Here is a 23,780-nt window from a genome sequence, read left to right as displayed (position 1 = left end):
TTTATACCAATTAAGCACTAAGTTCTACAATATTTTGTGCTAAAGTATGTAAACTTTGTGAAAATAGACACCACATCTAGAACTGTCCCAAATAAAAAAACTGGCACCCGAAAGCACCAGTTTTATCATTACATATTGAATAATTCTACCTCTGACATAAATGGAATTGACTGTGCGGCTCCCTGTTTTTTAACTGCAAGAGCAGCTGCCTTAGATGCATTCACAAGCACATCTCTCATAGGCTGTTTTTTAAGAATTCCAGCAATTAAATATCCTGTAAATGTATCGCCTGCCGCTGTGGTATCGACTGTATCCACATCAAAAGCTGCTTGATACAATTCCTCATCTCCGTGGTGGAAAATAGAACCGCCCTTTCCAAGGGTCAGAACGATTTTTGCATTAGCAAAGCTTGCTTCCATTGCAGCAACTATTGTGGTAGGTGTTGTCTGCCCTGTCAGCTGCTGGCCCTCTGTCTCGTTCAAAACAAATATGGAAACCTTGCCCAAATCGCATTCATCTATTATTTCATTCATAGGTGATGGATTTAAAACAATGGTCATTCCTTTCGCAAAGGCCTGATCAATTATATATGGTAGCTCATTTACCTCATTTTGAAGAAGAAGTATGTCACCTGTTTCAAAGTTCTTTAGAACTTCATCCACGTATTCTTTTGTGTTCTTTTGATTTGCACCGCCAAATAAAACTATGCTGTTTTGGCCCTCATCATCCACCTGAATGATGGTATGGCCACATCTGCCGGTTACAGTTTTGATATAGTCAGTTTTGATGCCGCATTCCTGGCATGCATCATAAAAATCCAGACCTTCCTCTCCTACCAAACCTGCATGGTAAACAGGCACTCCTGCTCTGGCTAACGCCACAGATTGGTTGAAGCCCTTTCCTCCCAAATGCATCTGAACATCGTTAGAAGAAATAGTCTCTCCTTCCCTGACAATGTGTGGAACCTGATAGGTATAATCTAAATTAAGTGAGCCGAAATTTAATACCTTCATAAGCACCCCCGTAGACAATTAAATATGTCCAACTAATAATAATCCAGCTAAACCATAATATGTAACAACAGCAACCAAATCGTTTACTGTTGTGATAAGTGGACCTGAAGCAACTGCTGGATCCACTTTAATTTTGTGGAAGAAAATTGGAATGATAGTTCCGATAAAGCTTGATACTATCATAGCAATAAAAAGTGAAAATCCTACGATACTTGATACTCTAAAGGCAGCAAACCAAATATAGCCTTTAAATACATGTAAATATACGGCTATGAAGAATAATGCCAACACACCAAGAATCAATCCGTTTGTACCACCTACACGCATTTCCTTGAGAACGAATTTAGCCTTTTCAAGTCCAGAAATCTCCTCGTCCATAAGCACACGAATGGTAACAGCCAGTGACTGTGTTCCAACGTTTCCTGCCATATCAAGAATCAATGACTGGAACACAACAACAATTGCAACAGATGCAACTACTTTATCAAAAATACCGATAACTGAGCTTGTTACAAGACCAAGGCCAAGTAAAAGCAATAGCCATGGAATACGCTTTTTGATACTCTCTGGCAAGCTCTCATTTAAATCTTCCTCTGCAGTCAAACCAGCCAACTTAGCGTAGTCTTCACCCATCTCATCATCTACGGCTTCGATGATATCCTGAGATGTGATAACACCAATGATTTCGTCGTTTGGATTAAGAACTGGAATAGAATCCTCAGCGTAATCCTTTAAATCTTCGATTGTATCTGCAATCATGGCATCCGCTTTTACGCTTGGATAGCTATGACTGATGATATCGTCCAATGGGGTGTAATCGCGAGCTAAAATAAGATCACGAAGCTCGATAGCACCGTAGTATTTCTTGTCCTCGTCCTCAACATAAATAGTGTTGATGTTGTCGTTGTCCTTTGACTGAGAAATCAGCGAACGCATTGCCTGCTTAACAGTGAAGTTCTTTGCGATAACGATGAAGTTGGTAGTCATCATGCTACCGATTTCATCCTCATCGTAAGAATTAATCAGTCGTACATCGGCAGATGCATCCTTATCCATGAGGGCGATGAGCTTCTCTCTCTCTTCCTCATCCTCGATATCTTCCAAAGCATCAACCGCATCATCGGCATCCATGTTTTCCAGGACGTCAGCAGCCTGCTCTGGTGTAATCTCTGCTAAATATTCACCTACATCTTCAATATAAGGGAAAATCTCTGATAGACGCTCAGCTCCCAAGATATCGAACAACCTTCTACGGTCCTCTGGCTCCAGCGCCTCATACGCTTCAGCGATATCATTTTCATGATAATCGTCCAGAGCCTCCATAAGCTCCTCCGCGCTGATATTAGAACGTAGCAGGTCGATGATTTCTTGTAACTTGATGTCCTCTAATAAATCCTTTGTTTCCATGTTACTTTCTCCGCTATAAAAAAAGAATGTCATGTCTGATTTAAATGACGATGACATTCCTTACTTACATGAAAACAAAGCTCTTTTGATATTAACAAAAAGAACAGCTAATCATATGTATAAAAAATGTCTCGTCGCAGCATAATCGCCCATGACTGTCTGATTTATCCATAGCTGTTCTCCTTTCTTTAATTTGAATTAATTGTTTGAATTTTACATAAAAAACATAACATAAAAAACAAGACTTTGTAAACCCCATTTAACAAAGTTTTTCAACCATTTCTCTATTAAATACTACTGATTTTACACCATCAACTTCTATCTGATATAAAGCGTTTGCTGCAAGGTGCTCTGCGGCCTGTTCTACGTTTCTGATTCCTGTTGAAATTACAAACTTTTCCATAACAGCATCAAGTCCGTCTTCTGTTACCTGACACTCTTCTGGGCTCATTCCAATTCGCTTTAAAACCTTTGGCAATGAGAATCTGCGGAAGATTTCTTTCTTCTCCTCCACTGTATAATCCGGAATATCAATTACTGCAAATCTGGACATAAGTGGTGCAGAAATATCAGCCTTAACATTTGCTGTAGCGATTGGATAAACACCCATAGTTGGAATCATACATTCCATATAATTATCTGTGAAACCAAGGTTATCAAGAAGGGTCAAAAGCACATCCGCTGGATTGCCGTTGCCCTTGCCGGAATTTGCTTTGTCCAACTCATTAATGATAAACACCAGGTTGCTTGTGCCGGAATTTGCAAAAGCTTCCATAATGATGCCTGGCTTAGCATTAGAATAAATTCGCGAGCTACCAGTAAGCTGCTCAGGATCATTGATTGAACTCATATCAAGAGTTGTCCATGGCAATTTCAGAATACGTGCTACCGCATATGCGATTTGAGATTTACCAACTCCAGCTGGCCCACACAAAAGCAAGCCATAGCTTGGCAAGGTATGAGTACGGTTAACCTGAATTACAGTCTCCATAATTCGCTGCTTCACTGATTCAAGACCATACAATTCCTCATCAAGAATTCGTCTTGCCTCAACCGGATCAATAGCCTCAAAATAATCACTCTTCCACTGGATGCTTGTCATGATTGAAAGAGCTCTTTGAGCATGACGTCTCTCCTCAATTGTAACCTCAGCAGATTTTGCTACAGCCAGATTTCTTCTAGCCCAAAGGCGAATATTGTCAGGAAATGTTCTGCCAGCGCAGGTGATAAAATCGGTGATAGACTGAATGCTGGTAAGCTTCATATCATCCCCGTCTTCTGCATCCTCCTCATCCAGCTCTTCCTCTGAAGGTGGATTGGACGCAAAAAGACGTTCCATCATAAACTGTAGGAAACCATCCTCTGATGATAGTTTTCCGTTTCCTGTTGATGTCTCACGAATTTTATAAACTGCATAGCCATCCTCAGTGTTTGCACCGGAAAGTCTAACTGGAATGTGATTCTCTCCAAGCCATCCAATCAAGCTGACAAAACGAGAATCCACTCGCAATATATCCTTTGAAATAACCCCATCTGCAAGCTCAGCTTCAAAGCTGCTTCTAGCAATAGGATTTGTAAACACACCATTTACATGATGGCTCAGCTTGCCGTCCTTATCTTCAATTATAATAATAGGCTTTTCTGGACTGGCCTGAGGCTCATCAGATTGAAAAGTAGTGTATGTCTTCACTGCCTCGCTGTTGTCTTTTTCTTCCTGTGCAAAATCAAATACTGGCATTTTTCTCTCCTTAAACTCCATTTTTATCTTTTTGATTGTAGCAAAACTCTTTAGCATGGTAAAGAGTTCTCAGAAAGAATCTTGCAAGTATACTTGCATTCCATTTTGGATTTAGAGGCTAAATTTTGCTATTGCATAAAAAATGTGGATAACTCTCCAAAATTTATCATAAAATTTGATGAGTTATCCACATGTTATCTTTCAACAATATGATATTAATTATTTGATAATAATCAGATGATTATAAATATTTCTTTTGCTCTGTAAAGCCTCTTCCTTTAACTTCTGAAACACGACTTACAATAATAAATGCTTCTGGATCAATTTCATGAACAAGCTGTTCTGTCTTTGCAAGCTCTCTTGCTGTTACAATTGAAAGAGTGATTTCGGTATCCTTGCCAAGGTAGCCTGTACGACCATACATCACAGTAACACCACGGTCGATATCCTGAAGAATTGCTCTACGAATATCATCGCTTTTCTTGCTGACAACCTTAATCTGAGTTCTTGCCTTTCCAAGGATAAGCATTCTATCAAGAGTGTTTGTATATATAATTACAAGGATTATTCCATAAAGCACTAAAGTCTTTTCTGTAAATAAAGCCTGCAATACTAAAATGCAAATATCAAATACCCACATAGCACCTGAAATAGGGGTTCCAAAGAACTTGTTTAGAACTATAGGTGGAATATCCATTCCGCCAGTGGATGCGCCTGTACGAATAACTATTCCCAGGCTGACACCTATTAAAAGTCCACCAAACACAGTGCAAAGCACTATATCATCAGTAGGCCTAAAATAAACTGCAAGTATTTCCGCTATATGAAGTTCTACTGGAAAACAGAAAGTTGAAAGTAATGAATTGGCCGCAAACCTGCGCCCCATCACCTTCCATCCGATAAGGAATAGACATGTGTTTATTACAAATACCACATGAGGGACCTTCCAACCAAGCATATGGTGAAAGAACAATGCTATACCGGTGCCGCCGCCAGTAATTAAGCCAGATGGCTCAATAAAAAAAGCAACTCCCAAGGCATAAATAAAATTTCCAAGTACTACAATCAATGCTGTCTTTAATATCTGCTTCATTTCACACCTGTTTTGAATTAATTTATTTGCGATTATATCTTTTGCAACAGGATGGATTGTACACCATTTGCGGACATTTGTCAGCACAGCACGGTAACGCATTAGCAGACTAAAGTATTCCAATTAATAAAAAGCTAGCATGTTACGACTACATGCTAGCTTTATTAAATGTCTTCTATTTATTTGTCAAACTTTAGGAAGTGCATGCGGCCATCTTCCTTCTTTACCTCGCGCTGAGGCTTTTCTCCTACCTCCGGGTTGAAGAAAACACCCTTGAGGCTGTTGGTACGAGAACGAATGCAATCTGGACAATAGCGTCCGTAGCGGATGCTACAGCCACAGCTTTCGCACTGCACATATACAGGGCTTCCCTCTGGAATCTCCAAGCGGCCCTGGCGAAGCATACCATTGATAATATCAACTGGCACGCCAGTGTGTTCTGAAATAATAATAGCTGGTGTGGCACCATGCTCATCGATATATTCCTTGACTCTGCCGAAATCATCGATCTCCTGATTGCCACAATCAAAACATTCATATCGGCCTCCTCCGATATAGCGGATACGACCTTTGCATTTTGAACATCTATTAGGTTTTCTCTCAAGAAATTCTTTGGTGAATTTCTCTTGTTCAGCCTTTGTTCCCATTTAAAATCCTCTTATAAATCAAATTCGTTTGTGATGCTCTCATCAAGAGCTACAGTATCAGCTCCTGCCCCTTCAAGCCCCTCTCTGATAAGTTTCCAGTTCTGTAAAAACCAAACTGTCTGAGCAGGATGCTTGTATAAAGAAAGCATCTGGGCACCCTCGTACTTGTATGGATATACTAAAGGTATATTGCTTGGTCTAGCTGTAGTAAAAAACAAAACATTCTTATATAGATGCTTTGTGAGTGCATTTGGAGTAACGCAGTAGAAAATGTTCTCTCCAAAATCGGTAGAGTACCAAAACTTCATGCTAGCTTGATCTACATCCGAAGGCTCCATACCAGTAACCTCGAATTCATTTACACGAAGCGACTTCATTTCAAGGTCCTCTTCGTCATCCTCTTTTGCTTTTTTAACGGCATCCTTCCATTTTTTGGCTTCTACAGGATTCATCAGACCAGCAAAGAATCTGTTTTCTTTTTCCGCCTTTTCTGAATCCTCTTCACTCTCGCTAGGATCCCTGCCTGTCTTTAACCAATAATTAATTGTATTAAGATTGTTTGTAAGTAATCTCACATGTGGTGCGTACTGTTTGTCCATTTGCACCATCAACTTAAGATAGTATTCAAATTCTTCTCTTGCCGCCTGCAAAGCGTTCTTTCTTTTAAAGTAGAAAGGCAAACCTACAAGAGCAGAAATGCCTACAATAATAACACAAATATTAACTGCAACCCAATTCATAAATCATTTACTCCAAGTTAAATAAATAATATTGAATATCCAACTAGTCCTATTAGAACAATCAAAAGAACAGTATTTATAATGGTAAGACTTGTCAAAGTGGACATGCCTTTCTCTTGCTTTTTTAATCTGTCAGCATTGTACACCTCTTCTATTTTAGCTGAAAAATCCTTGGTGACACTATCCAATTGCTTTTTCAAAGGTGTGCCATAGTCCAGTGAATCCTTCAGGTCATTAACTTTTACCTCTAAAGACTTAAGTAATTTCTCGTTCTTCTCTTGATTATCAGCTACCTGTTGTTTGATTTCATTATTGTCATGACCAAAGAGCTCCAGAGTTCGCTGCATAGCGTAGATTTCTCCCTGAAGTCTATTAATCTCCTCACGAATGGATTCCTCGTCCATGCTTACATAACGATGCCTAAAAATAGGTTTTCCATTATATTCGTTTTGCATAAACTTCTCCCTTCTATGCGTATTATCCTGAATTTAGTTTACCACTTTTTCACAACAATTTGTATACTAAAAGACAAATTAATACTAAATCTAGAAAAGGCAGCTAGAGTGAACTAGCTGCCTTAAAATATACATATCTATTATAAAGAGAATTGTGCAACGAAATCCTGTAGTTCTTGTGCATTACCCGCAAGACGGTCAGAAGCCTGTGCAACCTCGTAAGATGATGCAGTCTGCTCCTGCGATGCAGCCGATACATTTGAAGTCTCATCTGCAACTGAAATACTCATCTGCTCTATGTCATGAATATTCTTTGCAATGGTATCTGTTCCACCGGAAAGCTGTTCTACGATGGTGCTCATTGTATTGGATTCCTCAGAAATAGAGTTAACCATATTTACAATATTATTGAATGTTTCGCCAGCTTCGTTTACAAGCTCAGAACCATTGATAACCTCTTCAGCGCCCTGTTTCATAGCCTCTACAGCTTCTCTTGAATTGTTCATGATAGCTGCAATAAGCTCGTTAATCTTCTGAGCTGCCTGATTTGATTCATCAGCAAGCTTCGAAATTTCACTAGCAACAACTGCAAATCCTTTACCCATCTCTCCTGCACGAGCAGCCTCAATTGAAGCGTTCAATGAAAGAAGATTTGTCTGGCTTGCGATTTCTGCGATTGTTACAACGAATTCATCAATACTCTTTAATCTCTCACCAAGGTCATCTACTACTCTTGCAGAGTTTTCAACTGAATCCTTGATTGTGTTCATCATATCTGTTGCATTAGTCATATCTGCTGCTCCGTTGATAGCAGCTTCATTTGTAGACTTAATCATTTCAGAAGAACGATTAATTGCTTCCTTGAACTCCTTCATGTTTGTAACAAATGAATCTGTCTCTGAGCTAGCATCTGTTACTGCACTAATCTGGCCTGAGCATGAGTTTGCAACATTTGTACAAGAAGTTGCAACCATCTCACTAGCCTCAGCTGACTGCGAAGCGGATGCAGAAAGCTCCTCTGATGCTGATGCAACTGATGATGTTGTATCGGAAATCTGAATCATCAAATCACGAATATTTTCATGCATCATATCCAAAGCCTCAGATATTGCGCCAATTTCATTATTATGGCTCTTCAACTTTCGAACCTCTTCCATCGCCTCATTTTCTGTAAAGTCTCTATTAGACATTCGAATCATCTGATTAGCTGCTTTAGTAATAGGCTGTGTAATTTTGCCTCCTGCCAGGAAGGCTGCAACAGAACCTATAATAACAAGGACTAGCATGATTACTACAGTTTCTATGATGCTCTTCATCAGCGCTTCATGAGCGTGTGCCTGATACTCAGCAACTACTACATCCAAATCGTCAACCCATACACCAGTACCCATTACCCAATCAAATGGCTCATAGTACGCTGTATAGTTGATTTTTGGAAGCTCTTCAGTCTCATTTGGCTTTGCAAACATAAGCTCGGTATAGCCACCACCTTCTTGCAAACCATTTTCAATCATCTGCTGAATGAACTTGTTTCCAGAAGAATCTGTAAGATCCCATCTAGACTGTCCCTCTGTATCTCTACCCAAAAGAACTACGTTGACACCTTTTGATGTATCAACCCAGAAATATCCATTTCCATCATCATATCTAAGCTCGCGAATAATATCAGCCGACTCCTTTTCAGCCTCTGCCAGTGTCATTTCGCCATTCTGGTATCTGCCATACATAACCGCACAGATACTCATTGCTTCTTCTGTCTCATGCTTTAATTTAAGCTTAACATCCTCAACAAGTCTCGATCTGTAAACTTCAACCTGAGTATTGTTTGTGTTTACGGTATTGATAATAGAAAATACCGAAACAATAGCTGCAGAAAGCATTACAGATGCCATTACAACTCCAACAAGTATTGTTTTTAAACTACCCCTCTTCTTTGCTTCTCCTGCCATAGTAAAAGCCCCTCCTTAGCATAGTGACTACATCACTTACTATAGCATTTATTTTCTGACATTTTCGCGTTTTCACAGATAGTTCACTGATAGTTTAAAATTATAGTGCACAATATTATTTAGCTTTCTTTGCTGCTCTCTTCTCTGCCTTAGCCTGAAGCTTTGCTAGCTTTTTTGCAGTAGGCTTAAAGAGTCTAAATATCTTGTAAATCTCAAGAAGAATAAGAAGAACAAATACAACAGTTACAACGCGCATAATGTGAGTTGTGATTCTTGTGCCATCTTTAATATGACTTCCTGGCATTGCCCCATTCATTGCCTTTGAGTTAGCAATAGTATAAAGCATATGATGCATAGCTTGTCTTGCATAATAGTATGTTGCAGCATCATTTTTATCAAAATCATATCTGGCCGCTGAAGGAAGTGAGGTAAGCTTCACATCTGCTCCTGCCTCTGTCATCTGGTAACCATCCATGAATACACCAGTATTGGCATTATCTGTCATAACAAGACCATCAAAAGCCCACTCGTTTCTGAGGATACCTGTGATAAGACCGTAATCGCCACCTGCCCATGTAGCACCAACTCTGTTGAATGATGTCATTACTGCCTGTGATGCTCTGATTTCCTTAGATGCATTTGCATAAGAACCATCATCCTGTTTTTCAACATAATTGAGAGTAACATCTCCTGCCTTCATGCACATTTCAAATGGAAGAAGGTAAATCTCACGAGCGCTTTGCTCGTTAAGCCATGTTGCAATACTGTACTGACCATCTCTATCACCGCGGTGATTCTCCTGGTCGTTAAATGCGAAATGCTTAATATATGTATACATTCCCTTAGAAGCTGCACCCATTACCTCATTAGAAGCAACTGTACCAGAAAGGAATGCATCCTCTGAATAATACTCACCATTTCTTCCTGAGAATGGAGTGCGGTGAATGTTCATTGATGGTGCATACCAACCATCAGCTCCACCTAGTAAGCCTTCATTACCAATCATTGTGCCGTATTCCAATGCAAGTGATGGATTCCAGCATTGAGCCATAGTCATGGCGCTTGGGAACATTGCACTTGTACCACCGTAGATAAGTCCTGCTGCTGTATCAGCATCGATATTAAATGGCTTTTCAATTGATTTGATATACTCGATTCCATATCCGCTTACGCCGATTGCATTGTAGATTTCATCAGCTGAAAGCTCATCCAATAAATCTTCCCATAGTGGGTCATCATAATCCAGACCACGCATATCTATAAGCTTAAGGCCATTATCTTTGTCGTAAACAATTTCAGTATCAGAAAGTGTTTCAGGATCAACTGTAGTTCCTGAATCAAAGCTATCTAACTGGGCTATCAAATCATCAGATGCAGTCTTAGTATATGTATAAGATGCACCGTCATCTCCATTGATTTCATTTCCCCAAGTGCTTATCTGAGCACTTGCTGTACCATCGTGTGTAGGGAATGTTCCTACCCAATCGTTTCTAGTAATGTATGTAGCATCTCCTTTAGCATCATCAAGCTGATTAGTGATTTCTTCACCTGAATAGCTATCCTTTGAATATGTAACAGTATCAACCTCTGTAATATCAGGTGTGTAAACTGATACAAACTCAGATGTAGGTTCATCTGTTGTATCCTCAAGTTTTGTATTGATTATATTATTTACTGCCTCATGTGCATTCTTTGCTGCAGTAATATAGTAATCACCAGCATCAAATATATAAGTCTTTGCGTTATTAGCATCGTATGCCTTTAACTGAGACTTATCGAAGCTAAGTGACATTGTCTGTGACTCGCCTGCTGCAAGCTCATTTGTCTTATCGTATGCTACAAGCTGAACAGATGCCTTTTCTACACCATTTTCAATATCATAATCTGTGTATGGACTCTGGGCATAGATTTCAACTACATCCTTACCAGCCACATCACCTGTGTTAGTAACTGTGATTTCAATGTTACAAGTATCTCCATCCCATGATGTCTTCATATCGGACCATTCAAATGTGGTGTAAGACAATCCGTATCCAAATGGATAAACAACTTCAGAATCGTAGTCAAAATCCCCAGCGTTTTCACGACCTAGAGTTACATCCTCGTATCTGGTTTCATAGTACTTATATCCAACGTAGATTCCCTCTTCGTAAGTAACATAGTTGTACTTTGTGAGGTCACCGTTTGAATCAGAATACTGATAATCACCAAAGTTCATAGCAGCTGGTGATTCAAGTGGATTTGCAGCAAAAGTATCAACTGTTCTACCTGAAGGATTAACCTGACCTGTTAAAATATAAGGCAATGACTCAATTGCTGTTGCTGAGATTACAGCCTTGATATTTGGATAATCTTTAACAAAATCAAGATCAAGTGCAGCATTTGAATTGCTCACAAGAATAACTCCATCAAAGTTGTCATTCAAATATGAGATGATTTCAAGCTCTGTGCTGTCTGGCTCAAGATATGTTTTTGCCTGGTCCTGCGCATTATCCGCATGATTGTACATAGAACGAGGCATATCTCTTCCCTCACCTGCTACTCTCTTTAAGAAGTAAACAGGAACTGTATCTTTGATTGAATTCATTACCTCATCATTGGCTTGAAGTTCAGAAAGTGGTACTTCATTTATCGAAAAATCCTCACCATCACCAAATGATATAGAACCAGCCCCCAAACCATAATTTTCAGACTGCTCTTTGTAGTAATCAAAAAGCGTCTTATTGATAGATACATTTGCCGAATCAAAAATATCAGCAAGACTTCTACCACCCATCATACTATCATTTGCTGCTACTGTTGCTGAATTCACACTAAAGAAACTAAATGTAGCATCAGCTGTCTGAGGTAAAAAACCATCCTCATTTTCAAGCAGTATTGTTCCTTCATCTGCAATTCTCTGATGAAGATCTGCCTCTGCAGTCTTAATAGAATCTGCATCATAATCCGCTTTGTTATACTGCAAGTCAAGACCTGTAGTATCAACATCCGAATTATCGATTTTTGTGTTAATGCCTCCCAGCATGCTGTCTACCATTCTGGCATAGTTTGGTAAGATGCTGTTAACCGCTACAATTATAATCGCAAATACGATAATAAGAATTGAGCGGATGCATGTTCCAATAATTTTTCTTCCCTTGCTCATTTGCATTCTCCTTTTCTAGGGGCGTACCCCGATTGATAACTTTATCGAGAGAATAACAAAATCATTAAAAAAAATGCAGGCCTTGTCACAGCCTGCACATTTTTTGTCATAATCTGCATCTCTACTCAGAAAAAATAATTCTAAGTAAATACTTATCATTTTCAGTTTTAATAGTTAAATTGCCATCATATTTTTCTACAATAGCTTTGATACTTTGGGTGCCATATCCATGGCTTAACTTGTCACTTTTAGATGTGATAGGCAAGCCATGCTGCATTTTAATTGTACCCGTGTATGGATTAATGATTTCTACCAGAACAATCCCTTTTTTATTTTGAATCTGCACTGATATCCATCTCTTGGCTCTATCTAAAATCTTTTCATTTGCTTCAATTGCATTGTCTAAAGCATTACCAAGCAATGTGTACAAATCGATTTCATCCATAAACTTGAGCTGCTCGCCATCCGCCATGCAGCTCATCCTTATTTCTTTGCTATGGCATATCAGCTTTTTTTCAGTCAAAACCGTATCTAGAAGATCGTTACCTGTGCGAACTACAGCATCATATATGGCTATGTCGTTTTCCATCTCAGATAGAATGCCTCGTCTTTTCTCATCACTTTCCATATTGGCCAAAGCATTAATCTGATGTTTCATATCATGATAATGTTGATTAACTACTGCCATGGCATCCTTTGAAAACTGATATCTCACCTGAGTATCTTTCCAAAGCTGCTCTTTAATTCTAAATGCTCTTCTTTCTTTTTCATTGATAAGCTGAGCTCTTTGATTTATCAGAATAAACAGACTTGCTAAAATAGCATACACAGCATGGATATGGCCAATATTATTAAAACTCGAAATAATGCTTAAAAACCAAACCACAAGCAAAATTACAACTGTGGCAGATGTAGCAGAAAGAGTCTCTATCAAATATTTGCCATCAACTACTGTAGATTTAGCAAACCAAAAATAAGCCATTATAAAAGAGCCTATAAGACAGCCGGTATATAGTATTGGTTGATTATCCGGTATCCTGCCGTCTGTGCAATAATCAAAGAGTTCTCTTATACAGTAAAAAATATGCTCAATACAATAGCTAATTGCAAACAGATAGATTGCCTCGTGAAAATTTACCTCTGTAGCAAAATATATTCCAAATATCACCGCTATCCATATCGCCATAAACCAAAACAAAAGGATTATATATGTAGATGGAGTTATATCCGAATAATCTGCCCCCTCATATCCAAACAGCATAAGCACTCCTGTCATGGCAACGTCAAGAAGAAGCCCCAAACAAACACAAGCCGCACCTCTTATCAATGGATATTTCTTTTTATTAAGTACACTACATATTCCCAAAACAGGTATTAGCATTTCCAGAAGATATCCAACATTGAAAGAATTATCCATAGCTATATCTCCATTCCTACATAATCACCAAAGGCTGTGATGAATTCCTTTTTTCTGCTTCGGCTAAGAAAAAGCTCATCTCCTGCCACAGTAACCACATCACCTTTTATTCTATCCACATATTTAAGATTAATAAGATGGGATTGTCCACTTTGAACAAATCCGTATTCTTTTAAATCTTCCGCTATGGCTTTTAAACTTTTACTTCTAGTTTCAAAGATGCCAGATTTACTATGAATAACAATAGTATGCCCAACTACCTCTATGTAATAGACATCCTCTGTATCTATTTTTCTTTTGGCTCCATCTTCTGCGACAATTAGTTCCTTGCTCTTTTGATATTTGTCAGCAGTCTTTAAAACCTTGTCCATGGTTCCTTGGAATTGCTCATATACCACCGGCTTCAGTATAAAATCTAATGCGTTGACCTTGTATCCATCAATGGCATATTGTGCAAGAGCTGTGATAAAAACAATGATTACGCTATCATCAAGCTCTCTAATTTTTTTTGCCGTAGTCATTCCATCTTGATACTTCATATGAATATCCAAGAAAATCAAATCGTATTCTGAAGTATAATCATCCAAGATATCAATTCCATCAAAAAAAGTTCTGACGATAAAATTGTCTGCATGTTCCTTCTCATATCTAGATAAATGCTCTATCAAGCTAGCCTGACAAGCCTTTTCATCTTCTACTATTGCAATTCTAAGCATTACTATCCCCCTTGTTGTATTCTCATGTAAGTATACCATTTATGTCTTCAAATCGACATGATATGCCAAACCCATAGACCTTTGCAAGATATCTGTTAACATACTTATTGATTGATAACATTCGAAAAGAGCCAGTTGCTATGTATTTTATAGGAACTGGCTCTTTCTCCATTTTTCTTAAGATTTAGTATACTTCATAAGCATTTCAATGTAGTTTTTTGTCAACTGAGACTGTGGCACATTATTAGGAAGTATGTAGCCAATCTCCATATAGTCATCCACCTTTAGTGGCTTTGCGATGATGCTTGGTCCATTTAATTCTTCACTGATAACACCGCTGCATATGGTATATCCGTTAAGGCCGATTAGAAGGTTAAATAGGGTCGCTCTATCTCTTACAATTATTTCCTTGTCACTATCGATGGTGCTAAGTATTTCCTCTGAAAAATAAAAGGAGTTGTGGCTTCCCTGCTCATAGGAAAGGCGCGGATAGTCCTTCAAATCATCTAGCGTCAGCGCTTTCTTCCTTGCAAGTGGACTGTTCTTTCCAATGAAGACATGTGGTTTCGCCTTAAATAAAGAATGAAATACCAGGCCATTGTCGCGTAAAGTTTTCTTTATGACAGTTTCGTTGAATTTGTTCAGATACAGAATACCTATTTCACTTCTAAGCCTTGCCACATCCTCGATAATATCGTAGGTCTGAGTCTCTCTCATATGAAACTCATATTTGTCCCCACCATACTGCTTCAACAACTCAACAAATGCTTCCACTACAAATGAATAATGCTGGGCTGATACGCAAAAACGCTGCTTGCTGTGGCCAGCTCCTGTGTACTTCTCTTCTATAAGATTTGTTTGCTCCAGCACCTGTCTGGCGTATCCTAAGAATTCATCTCCCTCTGGAGTTATTTCTATTCCTTTATTGGAACGGTTGAATATGGTGATGTGATATTCATTTTCCAATTCCCTGATTGCAGATGTTAAGCTTGGCTGTGCGATAAACAGCCTTTTTGCTGCTTCTGTAATATTTCCTATTTCTGCTACTTCTACTACGTATCTAAGCTGTTTTAAAGTCATTTTCTAACCTTTCCAAATATTGCCCCTTCATAATTGTTAATAGATTTATTTATGATTATAACTTTCTTAATAGATTTTTTCTATGGCTGAGCCGCTATTTTTTATATTTTACCTACTAATCAACTAGGCCTATAATCCTCAACATAAGTTAATGAACGTTGCGCAATATTTTATAGTAATCAAAAGGAGAATAAGAAAATGAGTAATGTTAAGACACCATACAGATACGATTTTGTAGGAAGCTTTCTACGCCCACAGGCCCTTAAGGATGCAAAGGCTGATTTCTTAGCTGGCAAAATCAGCGAGGATGAATTCAACAAGGTGGTTGATGAGGAAATTACAAAGGTAGTTGCTAAGCAGAAAGAGCTTGGTTTTCATGTAATCACCGATGGCGAGTTCAGAAGATCATTCTGGCACCTTGATTTTATGTGGGGATTCGAGGGAGTTGCCCATGAAAACACAGGCGGCGGAGTTGATTTTGATGGCGAGCTCGCTTTGCTTGATGACACTTACCTTGTAGGCAAAATCAAAGCAAAGGCTCATCCATTTGTTGAGTATTATAAATTCTTAAAACAATTTGAGGATGAAAATACAGTTGCGAAATATACTATCCCTGCCCCTGCGCAGACCTTCCAGCAGATGATTGTTCCTGTAAACTTTGAATCTACCAGAAAATTCTATGCTAACAATGATGAATTGATTCATGATATTGCGGCTGCTTATCAGGATGTTATTAAACAATTCTACGATGCTGGTTGCCGTAATCTTCAGTTTGATGATTGTACTTGGGGTGCTATTGTCGGCACTGCTGCAAAGCAGAGATATGCTAGCCTTGGAATTGATATTGAAGAAGTGAAGCGACAGCTTCTTGAAGTTAATAATCTGGCACTTGAAAACAAGCCTGCAGATATGACAATCACATCACACATCTGCCGAGGAAACTACCACTCTACTTTCTTTACAAGTGGCCCATACGACACAGTTGCTGACTATGTATTTGCAAAAGAAAATGTGGATGCTTTGTTCCTTGAATACGATGATGCTCGCTCTGGTGGATTTGCTCCTCTTGCAAAGGTATCTTCTGGTAAGAAGGTGGTACTGGGACTTATTACAACAAAGCGTCCTCAGCTTGAAGATAAAGAATCTATCAAAAAACGTATTTACGAAGCAGCAAAATATATTCCACTTGAGCGTCTAGCTTTGAGCCCACAGTGTGGCTTTGCTTCCTGCGAAATCGGCAACAAGCTTACCGAAGAAGAACAGTGGGCTAAGCTGAAGCTAGTAAAAGAGATTGCTGAAGAGGTGTGGCAGAACGATTAATTCAGCTCGATGAATTTTTCGATTGCTACTGCTACTCCATCTTCATCATTGGATGGTGCAATATAATCAGCCCATTCCTTGGTCTCATCCTGTGCATTTGCCATGGCCACCGAAAGACCTGCGTAACGCATCATAGGAATGTCGTTGAAACCATCGCCGCAGGCAATCAGATGCTTGCGATCAATGCCAAGACTTCCTAACAATATTTCTAGAGATGATGCCTTTTCAATTCCTTGTGGCATTATCTCTAGGAAAAATGGCTCTGAGAAGAAAACATTAACAGTGCCATTAAACTTTTCATTAAGCTTTGCTTCTACATTTCTAAGAACCTTGTGATCACCCACGCATAAAAACTTAACAGGTGGATCAAGCTGTGCTTCCTCATCCAGGTGGAATACCTGTCTGATTGGAATGTTATTGATTTTTGATTCCAGCTGCACGTACTGATTATTCTCGTCGTTTGAAATGATGCCTTCTGAATCATATGTAAGTGTGGCAACATTGAATTTGTTTGCGCAACGAAGAATATCTGTATAGTACTTTTCAGGAATAGTTTCTCTGCGGACAACCTCTCCAGTCTTGCAATCGATAATCATACCACCGTTATACGCCAGTATGTATCCTCCTACCTCTTCCAGGTGAAGCTGCTTTGCAATCTTTTTAATGCCTGGTACTGGACGGCCAGATGCAAGTATAATCTTTACTCCTGCCTTTGCAGCTTTCATTATTATTTCTTTGTTTTTGTTACTAACCTCTTTTTTACTATTTAAAAGAGTTCCGTCTAAATCTAGTGCTATTGCTTTATATTTCATAAGGCATATCATAGCAAGCCAATTAGGTTACGTCAAATGGAATTTTTCACTTGTGATATCCCTCCCCAAACATTAAAATAACACTAGCAAAAATAATGACTGGAGGTTTTTATGGAAGATAAAATTACACTTACTATTGGGAAACAGAAAAACATTGCTCTTATCGCTCACGATGGAAAGAAGCCACTTCTTATTCAGTGGTGTGAGGACAACAAAGAAATTCTTAAGAATCATTTCTTATGCGGTACAGGAACCACAGCCAGAATGATTTCCGACAAAACAGGCCTTCCTGTTAGAGGCTACAACTCAGGCCCTCTTGGCGGTGATCAGCAAATCGGAGCAAAGGTTGTAGAAGGCAGAATCGATTTAATCGTATTCTTCTCAGACCCTCTCACAGCTCAGCCACACGATCCAGATGTAAAGGCGCTGATGCGAATCGCTCAGGTTTACGACATTCCTATCGCAGTCAACAAGGCATCCGCTGATTTCATGATTAAATCAGCATTCATGGATACACCTTACGACCACGACGTCATCAACTTCCAAAAAAATATTGCTGATCGAGCAAACACACTATAGTACCACCCAAAATAGACACATTCTCTTGATATACTTTTCTAGTATCGTTTTATAGCTTTTATTGGGGATGTGTTGAGTATGAGAACTAAAGATCGAAATGATTTTTTATGGTTGGTATTCTTTTTTATTATCTTTATCAATGGATTTGAAGCTGGAGGTTATCAGGCCAGTTTATTAAATATAGGAAATACATACGATTTATCTACAACAACCAAGGGGTTATTTGCCTCTGTAGAGCTATTTGCCACGATGCTTGCGCCGATACTGCTTGGTGCATGGGCAGATAAAACTAATAAATTGAAATGTATCAAAATCCTGCTTTCCATACAAGTGATAGCAGCTTTACTGATTGGCCTTTTGACATCGAAGGTGCTCTTTGTAGGTGGAGTCTTCTTTTTAGGACTCACTACAAGTGCCCTCCAGTTTATTTCCATTGCAGCTCTTGCTGACTACTATCCTATCAGTTACCACAAAAAAATAGGCTATCTCACATCTATGTATGCATTGGGCGCATTTGTAGCGCCTCTAGTTGTTGCTGCGTATTTGAATATGGGATTTAGTTGGAAAATATTATTTGTCTTTCTATGTGTAGCCAGTGCTGCTGCACTGATAGACATAGTTGCATCTAATAATGAATTCAGAGAATTGGCAGATACCACTACGGAAGAATTTACGTCCGCTGGTCCATTTATTCTGGCCGGAATCATCATGCTTTGTGTTGTTATGTGTATTTATGTTGGATATGAAAATGGATTTGCTTTCTTTGTAGATACTCTATTTGCTAATGAATTTAAATCTGCTTTAGGAAAATATGCCTTAAGTCTGTTTTGGATTGTTATGATTCCATCGCGAGTATTAGTAGGCCATAACGCTAAACATGCTTACCAAATACTAATTGGTGCAATAGTAGCAATTCCTTCTATAACCGTAATCATCGCCCAGCTTTCCAGTGATATAGCGGTGTTACTGCTATGTATTCCACTGGGCTTCGCTTGCGGCGCAATCTATCCATGTGTTTTGAATCTTGCCATGCCTTTGTCTGGCAATCACAAGGCAACATCCACAGGCTTAATCACAACAGCCACTGGTATCGGAGGCGTGGTATTCACTGCCCTCACTGGATATTTAGGAGATATGTATGGCCTCCGCCAGGCTGTTATGATGCTGTCAGCGTTTTTCGTCTTATCACTAATATCAGTAATAATATTAAAGATTCGCTGGATTAAAAAAGATTAGTTTTATAATGAAAAATATGCCAAGGCTATTGCGCCTGGGCCTGCGTATGTACCAATTGTAGCACCTACAACTGTGTACTGAAGCTGATCTTCATGGCCCTCGTAAATAGCCTTTGAATCTTCTACATATTTAGTAAGTACTTCCTGGGAGAAACCTGAATAAGCAAGACATAATGGCTTGCTAAAATCTATCCCACCAGAATTAGTAACAAATTCTGTCAGCATATTGTGGCTCTTTTTTGAGCCTCTAGCCTTGCCGATAACCTTAACCAAGCCATCCTCGATTGTGATTACAGGCTTAATCATTAGCATGTTTCCTGCGAAGGCTGCCGCTGAAGAAAGTCTTCCACCAAGCTTTAAATACTCTAAAGTATCAAATGCTGATATTACATGAACGTTCTTCATTTCTTCCTGGATGATAGAAATGATTTCATCACAAGATTTTCCTTCGTCTCTAAGCATAACTGCTCTTTGCACCAAAATGTATTCTGAAATGCAGAATTGCTTGGTGTCAACGATATGTATGTTGTCTGAGTAATCCGCTGCTGCAAGCATGGCACTTTGATAGCATCCAGAAACTCCAGATGATAAGCAGAAATAAATAAGCTCATCCCCAGCTTCATCAGCCTTCTCAAACTCCTGCGCATAAACATAAGGTGAAATCTGGCTTGTCTTAGGCACTTCATCAGTTTCGATTAATTTATGATAAAAATCCTCTGCGGAGAGTGTAACACCATCTAAATACTCTTCATCCCCAAATCTTACATTTATGGGTAATACTGTCACTCCCCATTCCTTAGCTACATCCTGTGGGATATCACTAGCAGAATCTGTGATTATTCTTATTGCCATTCTATTGTGTCCTTTCCTAATTACTTAAAAAATTAAATATATCTTAATTCAATTATTTTAATTATTTGCAATTAGGAATGCAAGCCTTTTTTCTTATCACTTGTGTCTTATAACCTCAAATCGCTGAAGCTGAACTGGTTCGTCCATGCCGATACCGCCCTTTTGGCGTGCGATAGAAATTTGCTGAGCTACAGAATCCACACCATCCAAATCTGGAAGCAATAGGCCTCTGCGATTTCCGTTGCTTACAATTACACCGTAGCGTTTCACATCAAGTTCATCTGGTGAAGATATAGGCTCCGGCTCGCTTAGTACATCAACATTGATTTCCAAATCAGGCAATTCCTCTGGACTGATTGGATTAAAACGAGTATCTCTGGTGGAGGCGCTGATGGCGTTTTGGATAATCTCTGCCGCCACGCACTCGGTGGTAGGAAGGATTGTTCCAATGCAGCCTCTCAGACGACCAGCCTTGTGGATAGATACAAATGCTCCGGCTTGCTTTGATACTAGCTCTTTAGGTAAATCATCGGGCATATCTAGCACCTTGCCCCGTAATATATAGCTTTCCAGGGATTTCTTGGCTAGCTTAACATATTCGTCAGCCGGCTCCTGGGAATCCTGTATATGGGCATTCAACTTTGCCAGATAAGTATCTCTAAAACGACGCTTCTCATCCTCTCCTGTCACATAAAAAGATGCAATACCATAGCCAACACCTGTCACATCCTGATGAGAATATACATGGGCATCTACAGCCTTTCCATCCAAAGCACCAGCCATTATGACAAATGAACGATGACCACACTCTGCCGCTTTTTCACAGAAATCCTCTTTAAAATCAAACATCTCACCAAAAGCTGCACGGCCGGCCACGTCCATAATCCTCTGGTCATAGACAGGTCCCTCTTTAGCGAATCCATAAGGCCCATAGTCCTGAAGCTTGTGAGATAAATCTCCACTGGCAACGAAAACTACCTTGCGATTAACCTCATCCACAGCCTCCTGTATCATCTGTCCCAAACGGTAATGATCCAATAAACCAAGGCCGGACAGGCCGATGCGTACAATCTGCCCCTTGGCATATTTCTTCCTTATAAACCAAAGAGGAACCATAGTGCCATGGTCTAGCTCTGGATCACGCTCACCTAGCGTGCCTGCTGGAAAGCTGGCATCATAGGCGATTTCATTTATTCTATCTACAAGCTCTGTGTCATATTCTTCCTGGAAAGATACCTCCGGTGCGTTGAATCTGGCGAATGAACCTTTCGCTCCCTTTCCCGGAGAAATATGGAAATAGTCCGAATACATGATGCTGTGTGGACTAGTGATGATGATTGTATCCGGTTCAAGCTTCGCTATTTCATCTGCCACCTTTTCATAGGCATCGATAGTCTCCTGAACCTGCGCTTCGCCACCGCGGCCTACAGCCGGCACAATCATCGGTGGATGTGGAACCATAAATGCTGCTAGAATTGCCATAGTTTAACCCCTCCCTTAACAGTTTCCTGTGTAAACATATTTCAAATGTTGCTTCGCTATATCTTTTAAATGATAGATAGTCTCCACTGGCGTAGCGTCCCTATCTACCATATGAAATCTTGGGAAAAATCTGGAAATGTGCAAAGGAATCTCTGGATTTACTGAAGCTATCCAACTGCTTAGCTTATCCATCTCCTCATCAGAGTCATTCTCCCCTGGAATAATCAGCGTGGTAAGCTCCACATGACAATGCTTCGCTGCCTCCAGGATAAAGTCCATTACCATCCGCCTGTTTCCCTTTAGCACGTCCTCATAATAATGGTCTGTAAAGCCCTTCAAATCGATGTTCATAGCATCTCCATAGGAGAACAACTCTTTCACCGTAGCTACATCGGCCATCCCGTTTGATACTAAAACAGTTTTCAAGCCCTTTGCCGAAAGGAGCTTTGCTGTATCTAAAATGTATTCGTACGAGATCAATGGCTCATTGTAAGTAAAAGCCACTCCAATATTTCCATTTGCCCGCTGCTCATCAGCTATCTGGGCAAGCGTCTCAGGCGATACGAACCTTGCCTCTCTCTTACTATCATCCACTTCATCACCCCATGAAATGTGATAGTTCTGGCAAAATGGGCATCGCAAATTGCAGCCATAGCTTCCCACAGACAGAATATAGCTGCCCGGATAAAATCGATTCAACGGCTTCTTCTCAATCGGGTCCAGTGCAATCGCCGTGAGCATCCCATAATTCTCCGGCACGATGTTGCCGTCCCTGCAGGTTCTCACCTGACAGAAACCATATTTACCTTCTGCAATGTTGCAATGCCTGTAGCATAAGTTGCATACTGCCATAACTCCCCCCTTGGCTCCAATTATTCTTAGAAAAAAAGCGGTGCATAAGCACCGCTCTGCTATATACTATTTTACCTCTACAAGCTCAATTGTAAAGTTGAGTTCTTTGCCAGCCATTTCGTGGTTTGCATCAAGAGTGATATTTGTATCATCCTTTGCAACAACCTTTACTGGGAATGGTCTGCCATATGGATCCTGTAAGTATACCTGCTGGTCTACTTCTAAGTTTTCTGAACCAGGAAGCTGTGCGATTTCAATTGTGAAAACTGCCTCCTCGTCACGCTGGCCATAAGCTTCCTCTGGCATAAGGTGAATGTCAACCTTCTCGCCAACTTCCATGTTTGCAACAGCCTTGTCAAAGCCCTTAATCATCATGCCTGCGCCACAAACAAACTCAAGTGGCTCGCCTCTGTCGTATGATGAATCGAACTGTGTACCATCGTTAAATGTGCCTCTATAGTGTGTGCGGCATGTCTTGCCTACATTCTTGCCCTCGAACGCTGGCTCAGAATGACATCCGCCGCATCCAGAATGACCGCCACAGCTATGTCCTTCCTCGTGATCACCACATGTGTGACCCTCGCCGTGGTGATTGCAATTTACACCAGAGTTGATAAGCTCACCCTTAAGGTATGCCTCAACTGCTGCATCTGTATCTCCTGATGCGCCAGCGCAAAGCTCAATTCCGCACTCGCTAAGAGCTGCCTGTGCTCCGCCACCGATGCCACCGCAGATAAGTACGTCGATTGAATTGTTGCTAAGAAGACCAGCTAAAGCACCGTGGCCCTGTCCGTCAGAACCGATAACCTCTGATGAAACAACCTTGCCATCTTCTACTTCGTAAATCTTAAACTGCTCAGTGTGTCCGAAGTGCTGGAACACCTGACCATTTTCATATGTAACTGCTATTCTCATTATATACTCCTTTTAAAAACAAAATCCTTGCTATTATAACTGCAAAAGGAGTATTAAGCAAATGACTACGCTTTAATGCTTTTCATTTGCTCCCTTCTGAATCTGGCCCGCCTCGTCGAAGTACACTAAATCACCTTCATTGATATCTCTCTTATACAAATCAGCATCAGGGACTTCGCGCTCAATTTGGTTGCCAGCCTCATCTTGTAATATCACAAGGACCTGCGGTACGTAACCTGCAGGTCGCTCTTCACATCCATAATCTGCTTCTAGGATTTTCTTTAGTTTGTAGGTCATATCTATTCTCTTTTGTTGAAAACTTAATCAATCTAT

At 39.9% G+C, this 23,780-nt stretch carries 21 protein-coding genes; 3 read left to right on the top strand and 18 right to left on the bottom strand.

The features are described 5' to 3' along the window. Positions 1 to 128 precede the first annotated feature (128 nt). The 12 genes from CRN97_RS03145 to CRN97_RS03090 all read right to left on the bottom strand — a co-directional run bounded on the left by CRN97_RS03145 (position 129) and on the right by CRN97_RS03090 (position 15,400). A complete protein-coding gene (locus tag CRN97_RS03145; RefSeq protein WP_097075837.1) occupies positions 129 to 1,013 on the bottom strand; it encodes a ribokinase in 885 nt (294 codons plus the stop codon). A gap of 18 nt (positions 1,014 to 1,031) precedes the next feature. Beyond that, positions 1,032 to 2,420, bottom strand: coding sequence for a magnesium transporter (gene mgtE, locus CRN97_RS03140; protein ID WP_097075836.1), 1,389 nt, complete (start codon positions 2,418 to 2,420; stop codon positions 1,032 to 1,034). A gap of 259 nt (positions 2,421 to 2,679) precedes the next feature. Then, entirely contained in the window at positions 2,680 to 4,158 is a 1,479-nt protein-coding gene (locus CRN97_RS03135; RefSeq protein WP_090394103.1) for an AAA family ATPase, read from the bottom strand. Between the two features lie 241 nt (positions 4,159 to 4,399). Next, positions 4,400 to 5,251 carry a YitT family protein gene (locus tag CRN97_RS03130; RefSeq protein WP_044933882.1) on the bottom strand — a complete coding sequence of 284 codons (852 nt, stop codon included), beginning with the start codon at positions 5,249 to 5,251 and terminating at the stop codon, positions 4,400 to 4,402. A 179-nt stretch (positions 5,252 to 5,430) separates the two neighbouring features. After that, on the bottom strand, positions 5,431 to 5,898 hold the full coding sequence (locus tag CRN97_RS03125; RefSeq protein WP_049960228.1) for a hypothetical protein: 468 nt from the start codon (positions 5,896 to 5,898) through the stop codon (positions 5,431 to 5,433). Positions 5,899 to 5,909: 11 nt separating this feature from the next. Further along, positions 5,910 to 6,638, bottom strand: coding sequence for a hypothetical protein (locus CRN97_RS03120; RefSeq protein ID WP_097075835.1), 729 nt, complete (start codon positions 6,636 to 6,638; stop codon positions 5,910 to 5,912). Between the two features lie 17 nt (positions 6,639 to 6,655). Next, positions 6,656 to 7,093, bottom strand: coding sequence for a hypothetical protein (locus CRN97_RS03115; RefSeq protein ID WP_074790687.1), 438 nt, complete (start codon positions 7,091 to 7,093; stop codon positions 6,656 to 6,658). Positions 7,094 to 7,233: 140 nt separating this feature from the next. Further along, entirely contained in the window at positions 7,234 to 9,042 is a 1,809-nt protein-coding gene (locus CRN97_RS03110) for a methyl-accepting chemotaxis protein (RefSeq protein WP_074790690.1), read from the bottom strand. Positions 9,043 to 9,157: 115 nt separating this feature from the next. After that, a complete protein-coding gene (locus CRN97_RS03105; RefSeq protein WP_097075834.1) occupies positions 9,158 to 12,187 on the bottom strand; it encodes a glycoside hydrolase family 3 N-terminal domain-containing protein in 3,030 nt (1,009 codons plus the stop codon). A 121-nt stretch (positions 12,188 to 12,308) separates the two neighbouring features. Continuing rightward, positions 12,309 to 13,604 carry an ATP-binding protein gene (locus tag CRN97_RS03100; RefSeq protein WP_097075833.1) on the bottom strand — a complete coding sequence of 432 codons (1,296 nt, stop codon included), beginning with the start codon at positions 13,602 to 13,604 and terminating at the stop codon, positions 12,309 to 12,311. 2 nt (positions 13,605 to 13,606) lie between these two features. Next, a complete protein-coding gene (locus tag CRN97_RS03095; protein WP_179670661.1) occupies positions 13,607 to 14,320 on the bottom strand; it encodes a LytR/AlgR family response regulator transcription factor in 714 nt (237 codons plus the stop codon). A gap of 177 nt (positions 14,321 to 14,497) precedes the next feature. Next, on the bottom strand, positions 14,498 to 15,400 hold the full coding sequence (locus CRN97_RS03090; RefSeq protein WP_097075831.1) for a LysR family transcriptional regulator: 903 nt from the start codon (positions 15,398 to 15,400) through the stop codon (positions 14,498 to 14,500). Positions 15,401 to 15,598: 198 nt separating this feature from the next. Here CRN97_RS03090 and CRN97_RS03085 point away from each other — a divergent pair, with 198 nt between their 5' ends. After that, positions 15,599 to 16,720 (top strand): 5-methyltetrahydropteroyltriglutamate--homocysteine S-methyltransferase, encoded by a 1,122-nt coding sequence (locus CRN97_RS03085; RefSeq protein WP_097075830.1) that lies wholly within the window; start codon positions 15,599 to 15,601, stop codon positions 16,718 to 16,720. Here CRN97_RS03085 and CRN97_RS03080 read toward each other — a convergent pair. Beyond that, on the bottom strand, positions 16,717 to 17,532 hold the full coding sequence (locus tag CRN97_RS03080; protein ID WP_097075829.1) for a Cof-type HAD-IIB family hydrolase: 816 nt from the start codon (positions 17,530 to 17,532) through the stop codon (positions 16,717 to 16,719). The genes CRN97_RS03085 and CRN97_RS03080 overlap by 4 nt on opposite strands. 111 nt (positions 17,533 to 17,643) lie before the next feature. On the opposite strand from CRN97_RS03080, the gene CRN97_RS03075 reads away from it, so the two are divergent. Beyond that, entirely contained in the window at positions 17,644 to 18,111 is a 468-nt protein-coding gene (locus tag CRN97_RS03075; protein ID WP_097075828.1) for a methylglyoxal synthase, read from the top strand. Between the two features lie 78 nt (positions 18,112 to 18,189). Beyond that, positions 18,190 to 19,347: an MFS transporter gene (locus tag CRN97_RS03070; protein WP_097075827.1), complete on the top strand. Its 1,158-nt coding sequence runs from the start codon at positions 18,190 to 18,192 to the stop codon at positions 19,345 to 19,347. A 2-nt stretch (positions 19,348 to 19,349) separates the two neighbouring features. Here CRN97_RS03070 and CRN97_RS03065 read toward each other — a convergent pair whose 3' ends face one another. The 5 genes from CRN97_RS03065 to CRN97_RS03045 form a co-directional block, all read right to left on the bottom strand. Beyond that, a complete protein-coding gene (locus CRN97_RS03065) occupies positions 19,350 to 20,198 on the bottom strand; it encodes a DegV family protein (RefSeq protein ID WP_097075826.1) in 849 nt (282 codons plus the stop codon). A 96-nt stretch (positions 20,199 to 20,294) separates the two neighbouring features. Beyond that, on the bottom strand, positions 20,295 to 21,680 hold the full coding sequence (gene amrA / locus CRN97_RS03060; RefSeq protein ID WP_097075825.1) for an AmmeMemoRadiSam system protein A: 1,386 nt from the start codon (positions 21,678 to 21,680) through the stop codon (positions 20,295 to 20,297). A 15-nt stretch (positions 21,681 to 21,695) separates the two neighbouring features. Beyond that, positions 21,696 to 22,532, bottom strand: coding sequence for an AmmeMemoRadiSam system radical SAM enzyme (gene amrS, locus CRN97_RS03055; protein ID WP_097075824.1), 837 nt, complete (start codon positions 22,530 to 22,532; stop codon positions 21,696 to 21,698). A gap of 66 nt (positions 22,533 to 22,598) precedes the next feature. After that, positions 22,599 to 23,447, bottom strand: coding sequence for an FKBP-type peptidyl-prolyl cis-trans isomerase (locus tag CRN97_RS03050; RefSeq protein WP_044933849.1), 849 nt, complete (start codon positions 23,445 to 23,447; stop codon positions 22,599 to 22,601). Positions 23,448 to 23,519: 72 nt separating this feature from the next. Beyond that, positions 23,520 to 23,744 carry a hypothetical protein gene (locus CRN97_RS03045; RefSeq protein WP_097075823.1) on the bottom strand — a complete coding sequence of 75 codons (225 nt, stop codon included), beginning with the start codon at positions 23,742 to 23,744 and terminating at the stop codon, positions 23,520 to 23,522. Between the last annotated feature and the right edge of the window lie 36 nt (positions 23,745 to 23,780).

The sequence above is a fragment of the Pseudobutyrivibrio ruminis DSM 9787 genome, assembly GCF_900218035.1.
Classification (GTDB): domain Bacteria; phylum Bacillota; class Clostridia; order Lachnospirales; family Lachnospiraceae; genus Pseudobutyrivibrio; species Pseudobutyrivibrio ruminis.
This window is presented reverse-complemented; position numbering and strand designations above follow the sequence as displayed.

Bases quoted from the DNA above. Each gene is read 5' to 3' on its own strand.
- CRN97_RS03145 (WP_097075837.1), bottom strand. From the start codon at position 1,013: ATGAAGGTATTAAATTTCGGCTCACTTAATTTAGATTATACCTATCAG.
- mgtE (WP_097075836.1), bottom strand. From the start codon at position 2,420: ATGGAAACAAAGGATTTATTAGAGGACATCAAGTTACAAGAAATCATC.
- CRN97_RS03135 (WP_090394103.1), bottom strand. From the start codon at position 4,158: ATGCCAGTATTTGATTTTGCACAGGAAGAAAAAGACAACAGCGAGGCA.
- CRN97_RS03130 (WP_044933882.1), bottom strand. From the start codon at position 5,251: ATGAAGCAGATATTAAAGACAGCATTGATTGTAGTACTTGGAAATTTT.
- CRN97_RS03125 (WP_049960228.1), bottom strand. From the start codon at position 5,898: ATGGGAACAAAGGCTGAACAAGAGAAATTCACCAAAGAATTTCTTGAG.
- CRN97_RS03120 (WP_097075835.1), bottom strand. From the start codon at position 6,638: ATGAATTGGGTTGCAGTTAATATTTGTGTTATTATTGTAGGCATTTCT.
- CRN97_RS03115 (WP_074790687.1), bottom strand. From the start codon at position 7,093: ATGCAAAACGAATATAATGGAAAACCTATTTTTAGGCATCGTTATGTA.
- CRN97_RS03110 (WP_074790690.1), bottom strand. From the start codon at position 9,042: ATGGCAGGAGAAGCAAAGAAGAGGGGTAGTTTAAAAACAATACTTGTT.
- CRN97_RS03105 (WP_097075834.1), bottom strand. From the start codon at position 12,187: ATGAGCAAGGGAAGAAAAATTATTGGAACATGCATCCGCTCAATTCTT.
- CRN97_RS03100 (WP_097075833.1), bottom strand. From the start codon at position 13,604: ATGGATAATTCTTTCAATGTTGGATATCTTCTGGAAATGCTAATACCT.
- CRN97_RS03095 (WP_179670661.1), bottom strand. From the start codon at position 14,320: ATGCTTAGAATTGCAATAGTAGAAGATGAAAAGGCTTGTCAGGCTAGC.
- CRN97_RS03090 (WP_097075831.1), bottom strand. From the start codon at position 15,400: ATGACTTTAAAACAGCTTAGATACGTAGTAGAAGTAGCAGAAATAGGA.
- CRN97_RS03085 (WP_097075830.1), top strand. From the start codon at position 15,599: ATGAGTAATGTTAAGACACCATACAGATACGATTTTGTAGGAAGCTTT.
- CRN97_RS03080 (WP_097075829.1), bottom strand. From the start codon at position 17,532: ATGAAATATAAAGCAATAGCACTAGATTTAGACGGAACTCTTTTAAAT.
- CRN97_RS03075 (WP_097075828.1), top strand. From the start codon at position 17,644: ATGGAAGATAAAATTACACTTACTATTGGGAAACAGAAAAACATTGCT.
- CRN97_RS03070 (WP_097075827.1), top strand. From the start codon at position 18,190: ATGAGAACTAAAGATCGAAATGATTTTTTATGGTTGGTATTCTTTTTT.
- CRN97_RS03065 (WP_097075826.1), bottom strand. From the start codon at position 20,198: ATGGCAATAAGAATAATCACAGATTCTGCTAGTGATATCCCACAGGAT.
- amrA (WP_097075825.1), bottom strand. From the start codon at position 21,680: ATGGCAATTCTAGCAGCATTTATGGTTCCACATCCACCGATGATTGTG.
- amrS (WP_097075824.1), bottom strand. From the start codon at position 22,532: ATGGCAGTATGCAACTTATGCTACAGGCATTGCAACATTGCAGAAGGT.
- CRN97_RS03050 (WP_044933849.1), bottom strand. From the start codon at position 23,447: ATGAGAATAGCAGTTACATATGAAAATGGTCAGGTGTTCCAGCACTTC.
- CRN97_RS03045 (WP_097075823.1), bottom strand. From the start codon at position 23,744: ATGACCTACAAACTAAAGAAAATCCTAGAAGCAGATTATGGATGTGAA.